The organism is Paenarthrobacter sp. R1 (assembly GCF_030264015.1).
GTDB lineage: Bacteria > Actinomycetota > Actinomycetes > Actinomycetales > Micrococcaceae > Arthrobacter > Arthrobacter ureafaciens.
In genome coordinates, this window is sequence record NZ_CP127115.1 from 3,906,004 (window position 1) to 3,926,669 (window position 20,666).

Annotated in this window: 18 protein-coding genes, 2 tRNA genes and 1 riboswitch; of the genes, 11 read left to right on the plus strand and 9 right to left on the minus strand. The window is 64.6% G+C overall.

Annotated elements, in window-relative coordinates:
• Nucleotides 1-99: 99 nt before the first annotated feature.
• Nucleotides 100-215, plus strand: a riboswitch (SAM riboswitch).
• Nucleotides 216-230: 15 nt separating this feature from the next.
• Nucleotides 231-1,370, plus strand: coding sequence for a homoserine O-acetyltransferase MetX (metX, locus tag QN084_RS18620; protein WP_069694476.1), 1,140 nt, complete (start codon nucleotides 231-233; stop codon nucleotides 1,368-1,370).
• Here metX and QN084_RS18625 read toward each other — a convergent pair.
• The 3 genes from QN084_RS18625 to QN084_RS18635 all read right to left on the minus strand — a co-directional run bounded on the left by QN084_RS18625 (nucleotide 1,357) and on the right by QN084_RS18635 (nucleotide 4,045).
• Nucleotides 1,357-1,770, minus strand: a complete 414-nt coding sequence (locus tag QN084_RS18625) for a hypothetical protein (protein WP_069694477.1) — start codon at nucleotides 1,768-1,770, stop codon at nucleotides 1,357-1,359. The two genes, metX and QN084_RS18625, sit on opposite strands and share 14 nt — an antisense overlap.
• A gap of 276 nt (nucleotides 1,771-2,046) precedes the next feature.
• A complete protein-coding gene (locus tag QN084_RS18630; RefSeq protein WP_021472551.1) occupies nucleotides 2,047-3,147 on the minus strand; it encodes an ATP-binding protein in 1,101 nt (366 codons plus the stop codon).
• Nucleotides 3,148-3,229: 82 nt separating this feature from the next.
• The gene (locus QN084_RS18635; protein WP_069694478.1) at nucleotides 3,230-4,045 is read right to left on the minus strand and encodes an SGNH/GDSL hydrolase family protein; all 816 of its coding nucleotides are present in this window, start codon (nucleotides 4,043-4,045) and stop codon (nucleotides 3,230-3,232) included.
• Nucleotides 4,046-4,122: 77 nt separating this feature from the next.
• On the opposite strand from QN084_RS18635, the gene QN084_RS18640 reads away from it, so the two are divergent.
• The gene (locus QN084_RS18640; RefSeq protein ID WP_021472553.1) at nucleotides 4,123-4,770 is read left to right on the plus strand and encodes an alpha/beta hydrolase; all 648 of its coding nucleotides are present in this window, start codon (nucleotides 4,123-4,125) and stop codon (nucleotides 4,768-4,770) included.
• On the opposite strand, the gene QN084_RS18645 is transcribed toward QN084_RS18640, so the two are convergent.
• A complete protein-coding gene (locus QN084_RS18645; RefSeq protein WP_021472554.1) occupies nucleotides 4,767-4,997 on the minus strand; it encodes an RNA-binding S4 domain-containing protein in 231 nt (76 codons plus the stop codon). The two genes, QN084_RS18640 and QN084_RS18645, sit on opposite strands and share 4 nt — an antisense overlap.
• Nucleotides 4,998-5,020: 23 nt before the next feature.
• Here QN084_RS18645 and QN084_RS18650 point away from each other — a divergent pair, with 23 nt between their 5' ends.
• The 9 genes from QN084_RS18650 (at nucleotide 5,021) to QN084_RS18690 (ending at nucleotide 14,795) form a co-directional block, all read left to right on the plus strand.
• Nucleotides 5,021-6,025: a DMT family transporter gene (locus tag QN084_RS18650; RefSeq protein WP_069694479.1), complete on the plus strand. Its 1,005-nt coding sequence runs from the start codon at nucleotides 5,021-5,023 to the stop codon at nucleotides 6,023-6,025.
• Between the two features lie 70 nt (nucleotides 6,026-6,095).
• Nucleotides 6,096-7,481 carry a glycine--tRNA ligase gene (locus QN084_RS18655; protein WP_021472556.1) on the plus strand — a complete coding sequence of 462 codons (1,386 nt, stop codon included), beginning with the start codon at nucleotides 6,096-6,098 and terminating at the stop codon, nucleotides 7,479-7,481.
• 2 nt (nucleotides 7,482-7,483) lie between these two features.
• Nucleotides 7,484-8,446: a GNAT family N-acetyltransferase gene (locus QN084_RS18660; RefSeq protein ID WP_021472557.1), complete on the plus strand. Its 963-nt coding sequence runs from the start codon at nucleotides 7,484-7,486 to the stop codon at nucleotides 8,444-8,446.
• A gap of 19 nt (nucleotides 8,447-8,465) precedes the next feature.
• Nucleotides 8,466-9,932, plus strand: a complete 1,467-nt coding sequence (locus tag QN084_RS18665) for a YibE/F family protein (RefSeq protein WP_021472558.1) — start codon at nucleotides 8,466-8,468, stop codon at nucleotides 9,930-9,932.
• A 59-nt stretch (nucleotides 9,933-9,991) separates the two neighbouring features.
• On the plus strand, nucleotides 9,992-11,173 hold the full coding sequence (dusB, locus tag QN084_RS18670) for a tRNA dihydrouridine synthase DusB (protein ID WP_021472559.1): 1,182 nt from the start codon (nucleotides 9,992-9,994) through the stop codon (nucleotides 11,171-11,173).
• A 62-nt stretch (nucleotides 11,174-11,235) separates the two neighbouring features.
• Complete coding sequence (locus tag QN084_RS18675) at nucleotides 11,236-12,552, plus strand: deoxyguanosinetriphosphate triphosphohydrolase (protein ID WP_021472560.1); 1,317 nt, start codon at nucleotides 11,236-11,238, stop codon at nucleotides 12,550-12,552.
• A 16-nt stretch (nucleotides 12,553-12,568) separates the two neighbouring features.
• Nucleotides 12,569-14,452: a DNA primase gene (gene dnaG / locus QN084_RS18680; protein ID WP_069694480.1), complete on the plus strand. Its 1,884-nt coding sequence runs from the start codon at nucleotides 12,569-12,571 to the stop codon at nucleotides 14,450-14,452.
• Between the two features lie 82 nt (nucleotides 14,453-14,534).
• Nucleotides 14,535-14,607 (plus strand) — tRNA-Asn (locus tag QN084_RS18685).
• 115 nt (nucleotides 14,608-14,722) lie between these two features.
• Nucleotides 14,723-14,795, plus strand: a tRNA-Asn gene (locus tag QN084_RS18690).
• A 46-nt stretch (nucleotides 14,796-14,841) separates the two neighbouring features.
• Here QN084_RS18690 and QN084_RS18695 read toward each other — a convergent pair.
• The 5 genes from QN084_RS18695 to QN084_RS18715 all read right to left on the minus strand — a co-directional run bounded on the left by QN084_RS18695 (nucleotide 14,842) and on the right by QN084_RS18715 (nucleotide 20,656).
• Nucleotides 14,842-15,249, minus strand: a complete 408-nt coding sequence (locus QN084_RS18695; protein ID WP_021472562.1) for a hypothetical protein — start codon at nucleotides 15,247-15,249, stop codon at nucleotides 14,842-14,844.
• A gap of 70 nt (nucleotides 15,250-15,319) precedes the next feature.
• A complete protein-coding gene (locus QN084_RS18700; RefSeq protein ID WP_069694481.1) occupies nucleotides 15,320-16,603 on the minus strand; it encodes an alpha/beta hydrolase in 1,284 nt (427 codons plus the stop codon).
• Entirely contained in the window at nucleotides 16,600-19,128 is a 2,529-nt protein-coding gene (locus QN084_RS18705; RefSeq protein WP_069694482.1) for a DUF2156 domain-containing protein, read from the minus strand. Before QN084_RS18705 ends, QN084_RS18700 begins: the two co-directional genes overlap by 4 nt.
• 83 nt (nucleotides 19,129-19,211) lie before the next feature.
• Nucleotides 19,212-19,391 (minus strand): YMGG-like glycine zipper-containing protein, encoded by a 180-nt coding sequence (locus tag QN084_RS18710; RefSeq protein ID WP_069694483.1) that lies wholly within the window; start codon nucleotides 19,389-19,391, stop codon nucleotides 19,212-19,214.
• Between the two features lie 35 nt (nucleotides 19,392-19,426).
• A complete protein-coding gene (locus QN084_RS18715) occupies nucleotides 19,427-20,656 on the minus strand; it encodes a multidrug effflux MFS transporter (RefSeq protein ID WP_031216611.1) in 1,230 nt (409 codons plus the stop codon).
• Between the last annotated feature and the right edge of the window lie 10 nt (nucleotides 20,657-20,666).

The following is a 20,666-nucleotide window of genomic DNA, read 5'->3' on the forward strand; positions in this document are numbered from 1 at the left end:
CGTCACGTGCGCGTTCGTGAACTAAAACGCCCTGAACCGTCATACTGCTGTCACATTCTTCGCCAGAACGGCCGTTCTCTTCCTAAACTCTAGGTGTTAGGTCATGAGTGCCAGCGATCAGCCCCGGCTTGCTGGCCGGCAACCCTCCTCCGCGGTGGGGTGCCCCGGGTGAGGACCTGGCCTGCCGCAATAACGGCGGCGGGCAAGCGCGAGGTTTAGGTGTCAAAGGAATGACCATTACTGCCACATCCCTTCCCACGTCGGAAGAACAGGACGGAACCGTCAAATACGCCCGCGTGGGTTCCCTGGAGCTGGAAGCCGGCGGGTTTCTCCCGGACGTTGTCCTGGCCTATGAGACCTGGGGCAAGCTCAATGCCGACGCCTCAAACGCCGTCCTCGTGGAGCACGCCCTGACGGGTAGTACGCATGTTGCACGCGGCGCCTCGGACGAGGAAGGCTGGTGGGAGCAGCTCGTTGGCCCGGGCGCAACGATCGACACCAACAGGTTCTTTGTCATTTCCATCAACATCGTGGGCGGCTGCTACGGCAGCACAGGGCCGTCGTCGCAAGCCCCGGACGGCAAGCCCTGGGGCTCCCGTTTCCCACTGGTGACCCTGCGCGACAGCACAGTGGCCGAAGCCCGGCTCGCCGACGCCTTGGGGATCCGGCAGTGGCATGCAGTGCTGGGCGGCTCGATGGGCGGGGCGCGCGCCTTGGAATGGGCAGTGACCTTCCCGAACAGGGTGGAGCGCTGCGCCGTGATTTCCGTAGGTGCCTACAGCACCGCGGAGCAGATCGCGTTTGCGCAGGCACAGACGCTCGCAATCCGCCAGGATCCGAACTTCAACAACGGTGACTACTACCATGGCCCGGCACCTGAAACCGGCCTTGCCTTGGCGCGGCGGATTGCCCACATCACGTATCGTTCCGCGCTGGAGCTGGACCTCCGCTTCGGCCGGGAAGCGCAGCCGCAGGAGAAACCGCTGACCGCCGCCGTGCTGGGGGAGCGGGGGCGCTACCAGGTGGAGAGTTACTTGGACCACCAGGGCACCAAGCTGGTGCGCCGCTTCGATGCCAACAGCTACATCGCGATCACCGAGGCCCTGATGTCCCACGACGTCAGGCGGGGACGCGGCCCGCTCAAGGAAGCGTTGTCCCGGGCCACGGCACAGTTTTTTGTGGCGGCCGTGAACTCCGACCGGCTCTACTTCCCGGCACAGTCGCACGAACTCGCCGAAGCCTTGCCGGGCGACGTCCCGGTCCACATCATCGAAGCCCCCATCGGGCACGACGGCTTCCTCACGGAGATCGGCCAGCTCGCGGGCCAGCTGGGCGCAGCCTTCTTTGCCGAAGACTTCAGCCGTTCATGATCTCGCCGCGCTGCTTCATGTAGTCCTCCATGGCGATCTCGCCGTTGCTGAACTTCGCGTCCAGCTCTGCGAGCTTCCGCGCCCGGTAGCCCTGCGGCGCAGAGCCTCCACTTGCCGGGGGCGGCACCTGTGGTGAAGCGCCCGACGGCGGTACCTCCGGCGGCGTTGCATCAGCCGGGCGGATGTCGGCGGGTCCCGTCGGATACCCGGGGTAGTTCTGCGGCGGATAGGCCTGGCCGGGGTAGTTGTGCGGCGGGTAGCCTGGCCCGGGAAGGTTCTGCGGCGGGTAGCCACGGAAGCCGTCGTTATGGATTCGGCGCGCCTTGGACCGGTTGTACATGCGGATTCCAACTGGAATCACCCATGAGCAGACGATGATCCAGAAGATCAGATTGTTCACAGTGGAGCCCTCCTAGGTCCTATCCCAGCTTAGCCCCGTCGCGTCAGGGCTTCGCCGCCGCGGCAGCCCAACCATCAAACCTCCAGGTTGGGGAGCGCCAGACAAACCAAAAAGAGAACTACTTTGCCGACGTGAGTAGGGTCCAGAGAGCTCCGAACGCGAAAAATGATCCCATCAAGATGTATACGAAGCCCAGGCCCTTGATACGAGCCTACACCGATGACTTGTTTTGGCAGCCTACGGGATCGGGCTCGGCGCACTAGTACCGTGAGATGACTAGTCTGTGTTCAGATTGCGCAAATACTGTCGAAGGCCCGGTATCGCGAAATCGATCTTCCCGTGGCCGGCAGGTTCCACCAGGCCGGCGGCGAGCAGGCGCGAGCGATAGTTGGCGACTAGATTGGTCTTTGCCTTCAGCCTCTCTCCAAGGTCTCCGGCGATCGAAGGACCGTCATCCTGCGCCATTGCGCGAAGGAACTGGAGGTCCTTTGCCGACACGGTTGAGAGTGCGGCTTCGATGACCGTGCGGGCATTGCGCCTGTGGGCGGCCTGTACCGCGCGGTCCGCCTCGGCATCTGTCAGCGTGCCGTTGTTATTTTCCGCTTCGCGCCAGAGGAAGTAGCCGACGAGCTGGATCAAGAAGGGGTAGCCACCGGTCGACTCGGCTGCCTTTTGGACCAGGTGGGGCGGGACACGGAAGCCGGCGGTGGCGAAGATGGAGGCGAAAGACCGTTCAACGTCGCGGATGCCCGCCGCATGGAGGTCGATTTTGTCGGCCCGGCGCAGGAACGTGGCAACGCCTTCATTGAGCAGGTCGGATACGGCTGCAGGCAGTCCGGCGAATACCAGGCCGATCGGCATCCGGTCCTGGATGAAGTGCTGGACGCTGGCCGCCAATTGAGCGAGTTCGTTGCGGTCGGCGGCGTGGATTTCATCCACCGTGATGATCAGGCCGGTGTGTTTGTTGTCGAGGATGTGGAGAAGTTCTTCGCCGAGCTTGCGCCATGCTACTTGGCGTTCGGGTGCCAACTGGGTGGTGATGCTGAATCCTGCGGCGCCGATGGCGGTGATCCGCCGGTTCTGCGGACCGCTGCCAAGTTCCTGGGTCAGGCTGAGCATTTCCTCGCCGACGCGACCCATGAAGCCTTCCGTTGCAGTCTCCGCGATGACTGCCCAGCCTTCTTGGCGGGCGGCGTCATGGACCTCCCCGAGCATCACCGTCTTGCCGATCCCGCGGGCTCCGGTGAAGATCGTGAGCAGTCCCGGTGCCCCGGAACCAAGCCGCAAACCGTATTTGAACTCATCAAGCAGGCCTGACCGTCCAATGATTTCCGGAGGAGTTGCTCCTGCTGAGGGCCTGAATGGATTCTCGATCATGTATCAAGCTTATGAGTCGTTGTGAGTTTTGTGAGTTTGGCGCTCCTGGTGAGGCTTATGAGTTTTGTGAGTATCCTCATGGTCAGTTAGCACCTGAAACGGGACCCGGCGTCGGGCGCTTTGGCGTGATGCCGTCCCCGGAAGACTGGTGCCGCAACCTGCGGATGACCCACGGAACGAAGTACTCGCGGGCCCACACGAGGTCCGAGGACCTGGCTTCGCGCCACGTGCGCGGCGGGAGCGGTTTGGGTGCCATCGGTTCCAGGGTGTGCGGCACGTTCAGTGCCTCCAGCACCATGGTGGCGATGGTGTGGTGGCCCAACGGCGAGAAATGCAGCCGGTCCACGTCCCACATCTGCGGATCAGCGAGTTGCCGCAGGGACCACATGTCGGCGACCACTGCGTCGTGCCGGGCGGCGACGGTTCGCAGGTTCTCGTTGTAGATGGCTACCTTGCCGCGGATCCGGCCAAGCACCGAGGACGCCGTGTCAGGGCCATTGAACAGCACCACGGTGGCGCCGCCCGAGCTGAGCTCCTGGACGGCGGCATCGAGCTTGGTGGCCAGCAGATCGGGGTCCCCGCCGGGGCGGATGAGATCGTTGCCGCCAGCCGAAATGGACACCAGATCCGGCTTGAGTTCCAGGCACGGCCCCACCTGTTCGTCCACGATCTGCTGCAGCAGGCGCCCGCGGATGGCGAGGTTGGCGTAGGCGAAATCGGCATGCCCTCGCCCGAGTTCCTCGGCCACGCGATCGGCCCAGCCGCGGAACCCGCCCGGGCTCCCGGGTTCAGGATCTCCGATGCCTTCGGTAAACGAATCTCCCAGCGCCACGTACCGGCTCCAGGGATGCTTTTGGACAGTTCCTCCGGGCGTCACCAACGAATTGCTCTCACTCACGATTCATATCCTGCCCCGTACATGCGAACCTACGCGACCGTAAGTTGTTACCCGCGGGTAACTGCAAGAATGGACCCATGACTGAAGCCGTAGCTTTTCCCGCACCCGTTGTCCTGTGGTCCCATGACGAAGCCGAACGGGCCGGCAAGCCCCTTCTGGTCCTGCTTCATGGATACGGCTCCAACGAGGACGATCTCTTCAGCCTCGCCGGCCTGCTGCCCGCCGACTTCGTCGTGGCCTCCCTGCGGGCTCCCATGCCCATGGGCCCCGGGTTCACGTGGTTCCCGCTGACTGCCTCGATCGACTACTCCCTGGACGCCGTGAAGCTGGCGGCAGAGTACGCCCTCGAATGGTTGGACACCGTCAAGGCGAACCACTCGTCCGTGACGTTGCTGGGGTTCTCCATGGGCATGGCCATGGCAACCACCATGCTCCGGTACCGGCCCGCCGACTTCGCTGCCGTCGTCGGGCTTTCAGGCTTCGTGATCGACGCCGGAGCTGACGCGGACTTCCGCGACGACGAACTGGACGGCTCGGTGCCGATGTTCTGGGGACGCGACCAGCAGGATCCGGTGATCACTCCGGACAAGATCGAATACACCATGGGCTGGGTCCGCAAGCATGTGGACCTCACCAAGGTGCTTTACACGGGAATGTGGCACGGCATCAACCAGCAGGAAATCGGCCACGTGGGCGAATTCCTCACCCACAAGGTACTTGGCTAGGAACGGCCGGCGATCCTGACCGTCTGGCCGTTCACTGTGACGGTGTCGCCGGGATGGAGTTGGCGGCCGCGGCGTTCTTCGATGTCGTTGTTGACCTTGACCAGTCCGTTCTTGATGAGCTCCGTCGCCTCGACCCCGTCCTCCACCAGGTTGGCAAGCTTCAACAGTTGGCCCAGGCGGATCATGTCGTCGCGGATGGGAATCTCTTCGATTTCGGGATTGCTCATAGAGCAATAATGCCTGAAGTAGTGTGGTGACAGTGCCGAATCCTTCCCACCGTCCCGCCTTTCCGCTTGCCCTCGGGCTGCCGCTTGCCCTGGTGACAGGCCTGGTCCTGCCGCTCCAAGGCCGCATTAACGGGGCGCTCGCCGTCAAGCTCGAGGACGGCATTACCGCTTCTGTGGTGAGCTTCACCACAGGCCTGGTGGTGATTGCGGCTATCTCGCTCGCTACGCCCAAAGGCAGGTCGGGGCTGCAGAGTATTCTCCCGGCCGTCCGCAACCGCAGCTTCCCGCCGTACTACGTCATGGCCGGGGCCGTCGGCGCCTTTTTCGTTTTTGCGCAATCCTTCACGGTCGGCTTGCTGGGCGTCGCGCTGTTCACCGTTGCCACCGTTACCGGACAGACCCTCAGCGGCCTGCTGGTGGACCGCATGGGCATCGCTCCCGGCGGCAAGCGGTCGATCACGGGCGTACGGGTCCTGGGAAGCGTCCTCACCGTGGCCGCGGTCGCCTGGGCCGTGTCCCCGCGCTTTGGTGGAACGGCCGACGTCGGCGCTTTGGTGCTGCCGGTCATCCTGCCTTTGGTGGCGGGTTTCCTCATGAGCTTCCAACAGGCCATGAACGGGACCGCCACCGTCCACTACGGCACCCCCATCGCGGCCACGCTCGTCAATTTCCTGGCCGGTTCCCTTGTCCTCTGGGTGGCCTTGCTGATCAAGCTCGCGGTAGCCGGGGCCGGGAACCCCCTTCCCTCCGAGTGGTGGTACTACGCCGGCGGACCGTTGGGATGCATCGCCATCGGCCTGGCGGCCCTGCTGGTGCGGAGCCTTGGCGTGCTGGTCACCGGGCTTGGCATGATCGCCGGGCAACTGGTGGGGTCCTTGGTGCTCGACGTCGTGATCCCCACTGCGGGCACGGTGGTCGCCTTGCCCACGGTGCTGGGCACGCTCTTGACGCTGGCCGCGATCGTCGTGGCCAGCCTTCCCTGGCCCAGGGGATCCTTCCCCGGAAGGCCAGGCGCCAAAGGCCGGTAGGCTAGAACAGGCATTGTCCCAAGCAACCGCGGACCGCACCCAGCGGCCCTGTAGAAATATGGAGTACCCCATGGCAGCAAAATCCGTCCTCGACCAGGTCATTTCCCTCTCCAAGCGGAGGGGCTTCGTGTTCCAGGCCGGTGAGATCTATGGTGGCTCCCGCTCTGCGTGGGACTACGGTCCCCTCGGTGCAGAGCTGAAGGAAAACATCAAGCGCCAGTGGTGGCAGAGTGTTGTCCGCGGCCGTGAAGACGTGGTGGGCCTGGATTCCTCGGTGATCCTGCCCCGCCAGGTATGGGAAGCATCCGGCCACGTGGAGGTCTTCTCCGATCCCCTGGTGGAGTGCCTCTCCTGCCACAAGCGCTACCGGGCCGACCACCTCGAAGAAGAGTACGAGGAAAAGAAGGGCCGCCCCGCGGAAAACGGCTTGGCGGACATCGCCTGCGCCAACTGCGGAACCCGCGGGCAGTGGACCGAACCCCAGGAGTTCTCCGGCCTGCTGAAGACCTTCCTTGGCCCGGTGGCCAGCGAGGAAGGCCTGCACTACCTGCGCCCGGAGACGGCGCAGGGCATCTTCGTGAACTTCAACAACGTGCTCACCACGTCCCGGAAGAAGCCGCCGTTCGGCATCGGACAGATCGGCAAGTCCTTCCGCAACGAGATCACCCCCGGCAACTTCATCTTCCGTACCCGCGAGTTCGAGCAGATGGAGATGGAATTCTTCGTCGAGCCCGGCACGGACGAGGAATGGCACCAGTACTGGATGAAGGAGCGCATGGCCTGGTACACGGGCCTGGGCATCCGCGAAGAAAACCTCCGCTTCTTTGAGCACCCGCAGGAGAAGCTGAGCCACTACTCCAAGGGCACAACGGACATCGAATACCGTTTCGGTTTCCAGGGCTCCGAGTGGGGCGAGCTGGAAGGTATCGCCAACCGCACCGACTTTGACCTCTCCACCCACGCCAAGGCCTCCGGCACTGACTTGAGCTACTTCAACCAGGCCACCAACGAACGCTACACGCCGTACGTGATTGAGCCCGCGGCAGGCCTGACCCGTTCCTTCATGGCGTTCCTCATCGATGCCTACACCGAGGACGAGGCACCCAACGCCAAGGGCGGCGTCGATGTCCGCACGGTCCTGAAGCTTGACCCCCGCCTTGCGCCGGTCAAGGCCGCTGTCCTGCCGCTGAGCCGCAACGAGGACCTGTCCCCGAAGGCCAAGGCCCTGGGCGCCCAGCTGCGGAAGAACTGGAACATTGACTTCGACGATGCCGGCGCCATCGGCCGCCGCTACCGCCGTCAGGATGAGATCGGCACTCCGTTCTGCATCACCGTTGACTTCGACACCCTCGAAGACCAGGCCGTGACCATCCGTGAGCGCGACACCATGAGCCAGGAGCGCGTCTCCTTGGACAAGGTGGAGTCCTACCTGGCAGCCCGCCTGATCGGCGCCTAGCAGTGGCCATCGAGTACCGCGAATGGAAGGAGGGCGACGACCTCGCCCTCCTGGAGATCTGGGGAGACCCTGAGACCCTGCCCGCGGAGCAGTTCCGTGCTGCACTGGCGCCGTCAAGCAACCAGCCGTGGCGCCGGTGCATCGTGGCTGAGGACGTCGTGGACGGAGTCGGCATTCCGGTGGCAGCAGGCGTGGTCCATGAGGCTTCCTTGCATCCTGAACGGCTGTGGGCCTACATCGAGGTTGCCAAGGATCACCGTCACTCGGGCATAGGCGCCACGCTCCTGGCCATGCTGCGCCGCGAAGCCGCGAACTCGCCGTCGGGCGTTTCCAAGCTCCGCAGCAAGGTGGAGCCGGGAACGCCGGGTGCGGCCTTTGCGCAGGCGGCCGGGCTTGCCCCCATCCAGCGCTCCAGGCTTGTGGTGGTGGATCCCGAGCCGCTGAAGTTGCCAAGGTTCGGTGACGGCTCGGAAGAAGCCGCGTCCGAGCGCGTGGAAGACCTGGCCACCGGTTCGGTGGAACTGAGCGACGTCGTAGGACGGTACTACTCTGCCGTGCACCACTGGGACAGCCCGGGAGAGCTCAGTATCGCCACCGTCCAGCGCCTGTTCCTGCATGACCTGACCGGGGCTCACGGTGCGATTGTACTCCGTGCGCCGAAGGCCAGCGCCTTTGGAGCCGGTGTGCCCGCTTCGAAGAAGGGCAAGCTCCAGGCGTTTGCCATCAGCTATGCCCAGGGGAACTCGGAAGAGCCCTCGGACGTGTTCCTCGGCCACGATCCCGAGCTGTCCGCGGAAGATGCCGAATCAGCCGTCCGGGACCTGCTGGCCCTCATTGCGTACCAGCACCCGGTGCTGCTGGAAGCGGACGAATCCATGACTGCCCTCGGCGCCGTCCTGGAACCGTTGCTTGAATCCGGCAAAGCGCATGTACGCGGCGCGGACACACTGATCGTCAGCGACTGAACTCGAGGTTGTATTCCTGATGGGCCACGGACACCCGCACTCCGGTACTTCAGCTCCGACCGCTGAAGCGGTCGCCTCCCGCAAACGGGCCAACTGGCTCCTCGCGGCCGTGCTGGTTCCGTTGGGCGTGTTGACGCTCGTGGCCATGGTGTTGATGTGGCCCTCGGGCAGCCGGGAAGGGATCTCGTTCGCGAGTCCCTACCAGGCAGCCCCGGGGGTCACGTTCGACACCGGCAAGATTCAAAGGGTGGTCCAAGAGAGCTGCACCCAGACCGGGCAGGCCACCGGTGAAGCGGGCGGCCAGTCCGGCGGCTCGGAATGCACTTTTGCTTTCACCGAGCCGGACAAGGGCGGTGAACCCGTCAAGGTGGTCATCAACCCGGATGTCGCCAAGTCCCACGGCGTCGACGTGGGCGACTCCATCCGCTACCTGAATCTCTCCGGCGTCCAGGGCGCGGCGGCAAGCAATGGTTCGCCATCGTTCGTCTTTGTGGACTTTGTCCGCGACGTCCCGATCACCCTGCTGGCCGTCCTGTACGCCGTCGTGGTGATCGCCGTCGCCCGGTGGCGCGGCTTCCGGGCCCTGCTGGGCCTGGTGGGCGCGTACGCCGTCCTGGTCAGCTTCATCCTTCCGGGCCTGGTGGAGGGCAAGCCGCCACTCCTGCTGGCGTTGGTGGGTTCCACGGTGATCATGATCGGGGTGCTCTACTTCGCCCACGGCTTCTCCGCCCGGACATCCACCGCCTTGCTGGGCACGATTTTCGGGCTGGGAATCACTGCGCTCCTGGCGGCGTGGGCCACCGACGCCGCGAACCTCGCGGGCGTGGGCAACCATGATGCCGCGACGCTCGTGAACATGTCCGGGAACATCTCCATTTCCGGCATCATCCTTTGCGGCCTCATCATCTCCGGGCTTGGAGTGCTTAACGACGTGACCATCACCCAGTCCTCGGCGGTGTGGGAGCTCTACGAACTCGCCCCGGACACCACGGCACGGAAACTCTTCACCTCCGCCATGAGGATCGGCCGGGACCACATCGCGTCCACCGTTTACACCATCGCGTTCGCCTACGCCGGTGCCGCACTTCCCATCCTCATCATCGTCATGCTGTACGACCGCCCCCTCGCCGAGGCACTCACCAGCGCCGAACTCTCGGAGGAAGTCATCCGCACGCTCGTCGGCTCCATCGGCCTGGTCCTCGCGATTCCGGTCACCACTTTCATCGCAGTGCTTGTCGTCAAGGCGACGGGCATGCGGCGGTTGGCCGGCACGTCTGCCGTGGGCCCGGACGACGTCAACGACGCCGGTTCCCTGGCTGCCGCGGCCGCCGTCGTCGGTTCCACTCCGGACGACACACACGACGCCGGAACGCACGACGCCGGGACACACCAGGGCGGCACAGCCGCCGACGGCGGGTCACCGGCCAGCCCCGGCAGCAGGCGGGCCAGGCGCCAGGCCGAGCGCCGCGAGGCCGGATCGGACTGATCGGGATCAGCGGTATCAGCGGGATCGGCCGATTTGCCCTGATTTGCAACAATGGATAAGTGACCGTCGTAGCAACGCCCCCCACCCCAAAGCTTGAACTTCCGCCATTGCAGCTTGGCGGGATCACCGTGGACACCCCGGTGATCCTTGCTCCCATGGCCGGAATCACCAACTCCGCCTTCCGCCGCCTGTGCCGTGAGTACGGAGGCGGGCTCTACGTAGCGGAGATGGTGACCTCCCGCGCCCTGGTGGAGCGGACTCCGGAATCGCTGCGCATCATTTCCCACGATGAGGATGAAAAAGTCCGGTCGGTTCAGCTCTACGGCGTTGACCCCAAGACCGTGGGCGCAGCAGTCCGGATGCTGGTGGAGGAAGACCGTGCGGACCACATCGACCTCAACTTCGGGTGCCCTGTGCCCAAGGTCACGCGCCGCGGCGGTGGATCCGCGCTGCCGTGGAAGATCGACCTTTTCACCGCGATCGTGCAAACGGCAGTCAAGGAAGCCTCCAAGGGCGGGCTGCCGCTGACCATCAAGATGCGCAAGGGCATCGACGAGGACCACCTGACGTACCTCGAGGCCGGTCGGATTGCCCGCGATTCCGGGGTTGCCGCCGTCGCACTTCATGGCCGCACTGCGGCGCAGTTCTACTCGGGCCAGGCTGACTGGTCCGCGATCGCGCGCCTGCGCGAGGCCCTCCCGGACATCCCGGTCCTGGGCAATGGCGACATCTGGTCCGCGGAGGACGCTGTCCGCATGGTCCGGGAGACCGGCGTCGACGGCGTTGTTGTGGGACGCGGCTGCCAAGGGCGTCCGTGGCTGTTCGGTGACCTTCAGGCAGCGTTCGAAGGCAGCGACCAGCGGCACCGTCCCGGCCTGCGCCAAGTGGCTGAGGGCGTCTACCGGCACGCCGAGCTCATGGTGGAGACGTTCGGCAACGACGAATACAAGGCCCTGCGGGAGATCCGCAAGCACATGGCCTGGTACTTCAAGGGCTACGTCGTGGGCGGGGAGCTCCGCGCCAAGCTGGCCACGGTTCCCACCCTGGCGGTCTTGCGGGAACTCCTGGACCAGCTGGACCTGGACCTGCCGTACCCGGGCGTCGATTCGGAAGGCCCCCGGGGGCGTGCCGGCTCGCCCAAACGGCCCGCCCTGCCCAAGGACTGGCTGGACAGCCGCCAGCTGAACGCTGAACAAAGTGCCGACATCGCCGCTGCCGAGCTGGACGTGTCAGGCGGGTAGCTTTCCGCGTGAAAGACTGGCTCAAGAGGCACCCGCCCGGCGCTTGAAGGAGGCAGAGACCCATGGGAACCGAAGCGATAATCGGCCGCACCGGCAACGCAGGCAACTATGTCCAGGCGATCCCCGGTTACACCGAGGCGGACTCGGCGCGTTGGGTCGAAGAGCCGAGCAAGACCACCTACCGCTCGGACTTTGAACGTGACCGCGCCAGGGTCCTGCATTCCTCCGCCCTTCGGAGGCTGGGGGCGAAGACCCAGGTGGTAGCCCCGGATACGGACGACTTCGTCCGGACCAGGCTGACCCACAGCCTGGAAGTCGCCCAGGTGGGCCGGGAACTCGGGCGTTCGCTGGGGTGCGACCCCGACGTCGTGGACACAGCCTGCCTGAGCCACGATCTCGGCCACCCGCCGTTCGGCCACAACGGCGAATCGGCATTGAACGAGGTTGCCCACGCAATCGGCGGATTCGAGGGGAACGCGCAAACCCTGCGCCTGCTCACGCGGCTGGAGCCCAAAGTCCTGACCGACGACGGCCGTCCTGCCGGGCTCAACCTCACCCGTGCGAGTCTCGATGCCGCCTCCAAGTACCCGTGGTCAGCGTTGGATGCCCCCGTCATCCACGGCCACCGCACCAGCAAGTTTGGCGCCTACGAGGACGACCTTCCGGTGTTCGAGTGGCTCCGCGAAGGCGCCCCAGGTAACCGTTCGTGCATCGAAGCCCAGGTGATGGACCTGGCCGACGATATTTCCTACTCTGTCCATGACGTGGAGGATGCCATCGTGGCCGGACACTTCCAGCTCAAATGGATGGACAACCCGGACCACCGCGCACGCGTCGTCGGCTACACCCAACAGTGGTATTTGCCGCATAACGATCCCGCCGAGATCGATGCCGCCCTGGCACGCCTGGAAGCCACCCGTGTGTGGGTCCGGGAAGCCGATGGCAGCCGCAAGTCCATGGCCGCGTTGAAGGACATGACCAGCCAATTGATCGGCCGGTTCTGCCAAAGTGCCATGGAGACCACCCGGGCGCACTTCGGCCCGGCCAACCTCACGCGGTACGGTGCCGAGCTCATGGTGCCCGAGGAGACCGTCACTGAAATTGCGGTCCTCAAGGGGCTGGCAACGACGTTCGTCATCTCCACTGACCACCGGCAACCCGTGTACGAGCGCCAGCGCGAAGTCCTGCACGCCTTGGTCGGAGTCCTTAATGCCACCGGCGACCGTCACCTGGAGCCCATGTTCGCTGCTGACTGGCGGGCCGCCGTCGACGACGGCGCAAGGCTGCGTGTGGTGATCGACCAGGTTGCCTCGCTGACGGACGGCTCGGCGTTGGCCATGTACGAACGTTTGGTAGGGAGCCTGCCGTCGCTGTGGTAAGCACTAGGATGGTCACGTGGCTGGCTTGATCAAACGTGAAGATATCGACGAAGTACGCCAGCGCACGGACATCAAGGAAATCGTCGATGGCTACGTCACCCTCAAGACGGCCGGGCTGGGCAGTTTCAAGGGATTGTGTCCCTTCCATGATGAGCGTTCCCCGTCCTTCACCGTCCGCCCGCAGGCAGGCCGCTACCACTGCTTCGGTTGCGGGGAGGACGGCGATGCCATTTCCTTCATCCAGAAAATGGACCACAGCTCTTTCCATGAGGCCGTGGAAAAGCTCGCCGCCCGGATCGGCTACGAGCTCCGGTACGAGGACGGCGGAACGGGTCCCAGCCGCGAAGAAGTGGGCAAGCGGCAGCGCCTCCTTGATGCCCACAAAATTGCCGACGAGTTCTTTCGTGCCCAACTCCTGACCCCCGGTGCAGGGGAAGCCCGCAGCTTCCTGGACGGCCGCGGATTCGACCGCGCCGCGGCAGAACACTTCGGGGTGGGGTACGCGCCGCAGGGCTGGGACGCGCTGCTGAAGCACCTCCGCGGCCGCGGCTTCACGGACGCGGAGCTGAAGCTGACGGGCATGTTTTCCGAAGGCAACAGGGGCATCTACGACCGTTTTCGCGGCAGGCTCATCTGGCCTATCCGCGACATCGCGGGGGATACCATCGGCTTCGGCGCCAGGAAGCTCTACGAGGACGACCAAGGCCCCAAGTACCTGAATACGCCCGAGACCACGCTGTACAAGAAGTCCCAGGTCCTCTACGGCATCGACCTCGCCAAACGCAGTATCGCCAAGGACCGGCAGCTGGTGGTGGTGGAGGGATATACGGATGTCATGGCCTGCCACCTGGCAGGAATCACGACGGCGGTGGCCACGTGCGGAACCGCGTTCGGCACCGAACACATCAAGATCGCCCGGCGCCTGCTTTCCGACGACGGCACCGGGGGAGAGGTGGTGTTTACCTTTGACGGCGACGCAGCCGGCCAGAAGGCGGCGCTGCGGGCGTTCGAGGAAGACCAGCGCTTCGTCGCCCAGACGTACGTCGCGGTGGAACCCACGGGCGCCGATCCCTGCGACCTGCGCCAGCTCAAAGGTGATCCTGCTGTGCGTGAGCTGATCAGCAGCCGCAAGCCCCTGTTCGAGTTCGCCATCCGCGCCACCCTTCGCAAGCACAACCTGGATACCGTGGAGGGCCGGGTGGCTGCCCTGCGCGAAGCCGCTCCTGTGGTGGCACAAATCCGCGACACCGGAATCCGGCCTGCCTACACCCGGGAACTCGCCGGGTGGCTTGGCATGCCCATCGAGGAAGTCAGCCGCTACGTAGGGGCTGCCGCCAAGCGTGCTGCCTCAGGTGGCACCCCCAACGGCCAGCCGGAGCAGCCGACGGCGGCGACAGCACCGCCGTCGAACGCTCCGGCATTCAACCGTCCGGACCCGCGCGATCCCGTGGCGGGCATGGAGCGGCAGGCGCTCGAGGTGGTGCTTCAGGAACCCTCCGTCCTGGGCGGGGGGAACTGGGAACGCTTCGAAGCATCGCATTTCTCGACGCCGGCCTATGCCGCTGTTCATGCGGGAATCAGGGCAACCGGTGTTGCCCAGGCAGCGGACCCCGTGGCCTGGGTGGAAAGGGTGCGGCAGGAAGTGCCGGACCCCTTGCGTCCCCTCGTCTCGGAGCTCGCCGTCACCCCGCTGCCGGCCAGCACGCCCGAAGCGATGCAAAGGTATTGCCGGGACATTCTGGCCCGGTTGTTCGAGTTGCAGATCACCCGCATCAAAGCGGACAAGATGGGGCAGCTGCAGCGCTTGGATGCGGCTGCGTACCCGGAAGAATTCCAGCGCCTGAACCGTGAGCTGATGCAGTTGGAGATGCAGCGGCGGGCGCTTCGGGCCGAGGCGTGAGGCTCTCCCGAGGGCGTCGCAGCCCGCGGAAGAGCCGATTTCGTTTTTCGGCCAGCCCCTGTTAAGCTAATTACCGCTTCATTCCTCCGTAGCTCAATTGGCAGAGCATTCGACTGTTAATCGAAGGGTTACTGGTTCAAGTCCAGTCGGAGGAGCGCGCAAAACCCCCGTTCCGGTCAGCCGGAACGGGGGTTTTTTTATACCCCCGGGAGGTATGCGGGGCCGATTTCGTTTTTCGGCCAGCCCCTGTTAAGCTAATTACCGCTTCATTCCTCCGTAGCTCAATTGGCAGAGCATTCGACTGTTAATCGAAGGGTTACTGGTTCAAGTCCAGTCGGAGGAGCGTACAGAACCCCGCACCGGATCTTCCTGGTGCGGGGTTCATTTTTTTACACGAAGTCCATCTCCACTTGGAGGAAGCGGGCCGCCTCCGCGACGGCCGCCTCAAAAGCTTCGTGCTCGGTGGGCGGCGTCCGGGGTTCCCGTGGATGCCATTCGTGCGGAGCCGAGTAGACGCGCGTGAAGCCGCCCCCGGGCGGGGCGTAGAAAATTCCGAAGCGCTGCACAGGCCATTCGGGGGACGTCTCGGGGGCCACCAAAAGGGCGGCATCAGCATCCGGGTTGTACCACTGGGCTATGGGGCGGCGACGATCATCCGTGAAAAGCCCTGCGGCATAGAGCGCCGCCGATTGGGGACTCGTGACGGAGCACAGCCTGTCCCACCACAGCGGCAGGATGCGTTCATCCCTGCGCTGCCACGGTGCCGGAAGCGGCTGCAGTTCTTGCCAGTGAGGCACACATCAACTTTATCGTTCGGGACGGGTGCGCAACAGGGGCCGGATTGCCTGCCGGACGGCCTGTTGCGGCTCAAGGAGCCAGCCCCAGCCGCGGATAGAGCACGTCGAATCCCTTGGTCAATCCTGCGTTCAGCGCGATGCCTACGTGGCCCCCGTTGGGTATCTCGTAATACGTCACCGCCATGCCGGACTCCCGGGCCGCCGCGGAAACGGCCTTGGCGGCAGCTACGTAAGTGACGTCGTCGGACCCGACCGTGAAGATGGCGGTGGTGTCCGGGAACTGCCGGCCCTTCATCATGTTGATGGGTTTCAGGGCATCGTACGCTGCCTGGTCGCCGTGGAAGATCTCCGCGAGGTTCCCGGACGGATCTTCGGCGCCGGGGAATTCTTCGCCGGAGATGTCAACCACGTTGCCCCACATCTGCGGGTACTTTACCGCGAAGGAAATGGCGCACTGTCCACCGTTGGAGTACCCGGCAATGGTCCAGTATTTGCGGTCCGGGAGGATGTTCAGGTTTTCCTTGGCCCACGTGACGACGTCCACGTTGATGTACTTCTCGACGTTCCCGTATTTGGCCGTGTCCAGGCAAAGCGTGTCGTCCTGGTCCGGTCCGATCTGGTCTGCCACGATCGCGATGGGCGCCAAGCCCTTGTTCTTCGCCGCGAAATCGTCCAGGGCAGCCGAGACGTACTGGGGATCGGGCAGCCCCGGCTGCCCCATCATCAGCACATAAAGCGGAAGCCGTGGCAGGTTCTCCGTCAGCGCGGCAGGTGGCAGATAAATGCCCGCCGGGCGCGCATTGAAGCCCGAGGCCGTGGCCGGGATGACCTGGGTGCCCACCCTGCCCGCCGTGGGCATGTCAGCCGGGGGCTCCCAGTTCTGCCACAGCGGTCCGGTTGGTATGGCGGAGTCCGGATTGGGCTTCTCCAGCTGGATCTGGCCCTCGGTTGAGATGCCAAAGGCCGATCCCAAGGTGTTGTTCAGACCGAACTCGGTGTTGATGCCCAGTACCGGGACCACGAGGAAAACAGGGATGGAGAAAGCCGCCAGTACCTTCCGCCGGACTGAGCTGCTCCTGAAGCTCACCGTCGCCAGTCCGAGGGCAGCGAACGCAGCGATGGACCAGAACCACACCCATGGGGTCAGGCCCACATGGAAGACATCCATGACGTCCTCCACGAGCCATACTGTCAGCCAGCCCAGCAGGCCGGCCACCAGGATCGCCAGGAGTGCGGTCCTGAGCCACCGCCACGACGGACGAAGGAGCAGCAGGAGAAAGAAGCCGACGCCGATCGCAATGGCTATGGACATCACCACGGGACCGGTGATGTCGGTCCTCAGGATGGCACTCACTGCGCCGGTTCCCGGGCCACCATGTGGCGCAGCAGTCCGGCGCTCCGGGCAGGGGACAATCCCGGCAGGTAGGCCGAGCCCACCGCCAGGCCGATTGACGGAAGGGACAGGGGATCCTGGTAGTACATGTACAGGGTCCGGTGTTCGGGCTGGAAACGGGATTTGAAGGCCGCGAGCGATTTGAAGCCATACATGGGTTCCAAGGCGTTCCCCAGGAGGGCAAGCACCCGGTCCAAGGCGCTGTGGTCGCCTTCGCCCGGGTCCGTACCGTCGCCGCTGCCTGTGGTGTTCCGGCTGTCGGTGTTGGCGAGCGGGGAGCCGGACAACGAGATCTGCGGCACGTCCTCCTTGAAGTGGTTCACCGCCGAAGCAATGAGGAATTCCATCACTCCCTTGAACCCGGTTGTGCGCCGCCGCATGAAGTCCAGTGTCCAACCGGTCACTGCCCCATCGGTGAAAACAGGCAGCCAACTGGTAACACCGTGGACCAGGCCGTCATCGTCCACAGCCACGCAACACAGGACCTCGGGGTCCTTGAGTTCGTCAAGGCCGCCCAGCGTGAAACCCATCTCCGGCAGGGCTTTGTCCGCCACCCACTCCTCGGAGATCTCCGCCAACTGTGCCCGGATGCCCGGCGGCATCATCCGGTAATGGTGCCACTGGTCCGTGATGGAAAGTTTGTCCGCGCGATTGAGGGCCGTGCGGACGTTCTGCCATTCCTTGCCCTTGAACGTCATCGTCTGGATGTTCAGGAGGGTCTCTTCGGCGACCTCGAGCTTGCGGAAGCCGCGGGGGAGGAGCGGGCCATCCAGCTCGTCCGTTGCGGAATAGAAACAGGGAGTGAGGCCCAGGGCCGAGCAGTGGGCCAGGAATCCCGTGGCGGCGTCCGCATGGTGTTCCGCGGCACCGAACGGCCCGGCCACCGTGAGGGCAACGCCGTTGTGGACCTGGTAGGCGACGCCTGCTTTGCGATCCGGCGTGAACCAGTATTGGTTGTTCTCCCACAGCGCCATCCAGGACAACGACCCGCCGCCGTCGTGGATCAGCTCGCGGGCGTGGCCAAGGTCGGCTGCAGGGTCGGTCGCGACGGCCCGGAACTTTTGGTAGTTGCCCAGCACCAGGAACAGGATGCACAGCCAGATGACGTCCCCGCCCAGGCCGTAGAGGACGGTGCTGAGAAGACCTTGGGGAAGTTCGGTGACGAACGGGACCGGGAACGGTACGAGGATGTGCGTCAGCTGCCCTGCAAGGTCCCACCCCGTGGAGCATCCCGGATTTCCCTCAAGGAACCAAAAAAGCGCATAGAGGGCTACTGCCGCACCAGCCATGATCAACGTGGTCCGGCCGAGGACGCGATAGCTGGCGTCACTGGATTCGACCCTGAACTTATGCCGGTTGGCCAGGAGGAGGAAAACGATGATCAAAGGGGCCACAATGGCGGGGATGGCGTACAGCAGCAAGTAGCCGACGTCGTCGTTGCCGAGCGTCACGTCGGGGTCGGTGACGTACTGGAGCACGGCGAAGGTAGTGACAGCCGCCAGGTACAACTGGATGGTGAGGGTCAGCCGGTAGGCAAGGCGGCGTCCCCGGCGCAGGCCCTCGGCGCACACCAGCAGCAGCAAGACCGGTATCAAGCTCAGGATGGTGGCACCAAAGCTTTGGACACCCACCACGCCTTGCAGGGTGACGCAGCTTTGGTCGTCGTCGCAGGCCTCGCGGACCTCGTCCGCCGTCGGACTGGCCTGCAGCATCACCTGCGACACCACCGACAGGGGACCGACGTCCAGAGTGCCGGTGAGCTGCGTCAGCAGCGGTCCCACAGCGAACACGCCCACCACGGTGCCCACCAGGAAACGGGTCTCCCGAAGGCTCGACGAGTGCAGCTTCCCTGCCTGGCGCCGGAGTATCCACGATTGGGCGGCCCAACCCGCCAGGATGCCGATGACTGCTCCGCTGAGGGCCTGCAAGGTCTGGGCCACGCCCACGAAGAGCGCAAACATGAGCGTCGCCGCCACCAGCCACGTCCGCAGCCGCCGGCGCCACAGGGACTCAAGCGCCGCCGTCGAGCATCCCAGGGCGGCAGCGGCACCGCCGTAAGCACCCACCACATACTCGCCGCCCAGGAAGCTGAGCCATTGATCGCTGTTGTCCGTGCCGTATTCCACCAGTGCCACCAGCACCAACGCGCTCAGGGCTGAACCCGCCACAAAGGCGGCCAAGGCAAGCCAAGGGCCCATGGTCCGCTCGGCGATGCCCACCCCGATGAGGATCATCACGGTGCAGGCGAGATAGTCCAGGAGGGAGGAGGCAAAGAACCCTGACGTAAAGACCGCCCACCAAGGCCCGGGCTCCACGGCCAAGCCGATTCCCACCTGTTCAAGAAGCGGTTCAGGAGGGCCGGCGAGCAAGCTACCGGTGGTTGCACCCACAATCCAGAGGACTGCGATGAGTCCCAGCGTCAACGGCAACTTGCGCAAGGCAGCCAAGCGTCGCCAGTTGCCCTTTTGTTCCACAGCCGTACTCATGTGATGTCCCCTCCACAGGCAGGCGCGGGTAACCCCGGCTGGCCACTATTCTGCCTTGCGGGCCCTTGGAAGGGGAGACGTTCCTACCCCCTGTTCCAGGGACCGGGATTCACGCGGTACAGCAGGGCCGAGCCAATGACGGCGCCCAGGATGGCGCCGAACAACGCGCTGCCGGCGAGGCGGCCCAGCAAGGCTCCGACGACGGCGCCAAGCAAGGCTCCGAGGAACAGGCCACGGCCGTTGCGGTGCGGTTTTTTCGCCATGGGTTCCAGCCTATGCGCACCACGGGTGAATCGCCTCAGTGGATGGACGGGACCGAACGGGGACGGACCACCAGCCACAGCGCACAAATGGCTCCGGAGATGCACACGACCTGGACAGCGCCCATGGGCACTGCCGAACTGACGCCGAGCCAACCGACCACCGGGGGAACCACACCTGCCATAAGGAACTGGGCTGCGCCCAGCATGGAGGCCGCTGTGCCGGCTTGGGCCCCGTGATTGGCCAGGGACAAGACCTGGACGCATGGGAACATGAAGCCGGTGGCGCAGATGTAGAACCACAGCGGGACCAGGATGCCCCACAGTCCCACCTGCATCAGGTCCAGGACGATGATCAGCGCGGCCATCACCAGCATGAAGAGTGTGGCTCCGGCAACAATCCACTGCGGTGCCACCCGCTTGATGAGCCGGGAACTGATCTGCACGCCTGCCACGATGCCCAGTGAATTGACGCCGAACAACAGGCCGTACTCCTGGGCGGAGAAGTCGTAAATGTCCTGGAAGAGGAACGTCGAGGCAGACAAGTATGCGAACAGGCCGCCGAAGTTCAGGCTTCCCACCATCAGCATGCCCACGAAGATACGGTCCGTCAGCACCTTCTTGTAGCGCTGGCGGACAGTGACGTCGGACTTTCCGCGCTGCTCGGCCGGAAGGGTTTCCTTGATGAAGAAGATGGCCGCCAGGATCACCAGCGTGCCGTAGCAGGCAAGGAAGTAGAAGATGCCGGGCCACGGGAGCACCAGCAGCAATTGGGACCCGATGATCGGGGCAAGGATGGGAGCCAAACCGTTCACGAGCGACATGCGCGAGAACATCCGGACCATGGCGTAGCCGTGGAAGAGGTCACGGACCATCGCCATTGCCACCACGCCGCCGCCGGCCGCGCCGATGCCCATCAGCACGCGGAACAGGGAGAGGACGCCGATGTCCGTGGAAAGGGCGGCGCCCAGAGAGGAACCGATGTGAAGCGCCGTCGCAAGAATCAGCGGCAACCTGCGACCGAATTTGTCGCTGAAGGGCCCCACCACCAGTTGTCCCAGGCCGAACCCGACCGTGGTGCCGGTCAGTGTCAGCTGGATAGCGGCCGCGGAGACGTCGAAGCTCTCCTCAAGCGCGGGAAACGCCGGCAGGTAGAGGTCTACCGTGAAGGGGCCCAAAGCCGTCAATGCACCGAGGAGCAGGATATAGACAAGCTTTTCGCGTCGGCTCAGGGAATCGCCCGGAGTGAGGTGATGGGTCACGATTATCCATCCTATG

Bases quoted from the DNA above. Each gene is read 5' to 3' on its own strand.
- QN084_RS18710 (WP_069694483.1), bottom strand. From the start codon at position 19,391: ATGGCGAAAAAACCGCACCGCAACGGCCGTGGCCTGTTCCTCGGAGCC.
- QN084_RS18640 (WP_021472553.1), top strand. From the start codon at position 4,123: ATGACTGAAGCCGTAGCTTTTCCCGCACCCGTTGTCCTGTGGTCCCAT.
- QN084_RS18630 (WP_021472551.1), bottom strand. From the start codon at position 3,147: ATGATCGAGAATCCATTCAGGCCCTCAGCAGGAGCAACTCCTCCGGAA.
- QN084_RS18655 (WP_021472556.1), top strand. From the start codon at position 6,096: ATGGCAGCAAAATCCGTCCTCGACCAGGTCATTTCCCTCTCCAAGCGG.
- QN084_RS18675 (WP_021472560.1), top strand. From the start codon at position 11,236: ATGGGAACCGAAGCGATAATCGGCCGCACCGGCAACGCAGGCAACTAT.
- metX (WP_069694476.1), top strand. From the start codon at position 231: ATGACCATTACTGCCACATCCCTTCCCACGTCGGAAGAACAGGACGGA.
- QN084_RS18665 (WP_021472558.1), top strand. From the start codon at position 8,466: ATGGGCCACGGACACCCGCACTCCGGTACTTCAGCTCCGACCGCTGAA.
- QN084_RS18705 (WP_069694482.1), bottom strand. From the start codon at position 19,128: ATGAGTACGGCTGTGGAACAAAAGGGCAACTGGCGACGCTTGGCTGCC.
- QN084_RS18645 (WP_021472554.1), bottom strand. From the start codon at position 4,997: ATGAGCAATCCCGAAATCGAAGAGATTCCCATCCGCGACGACATGATC.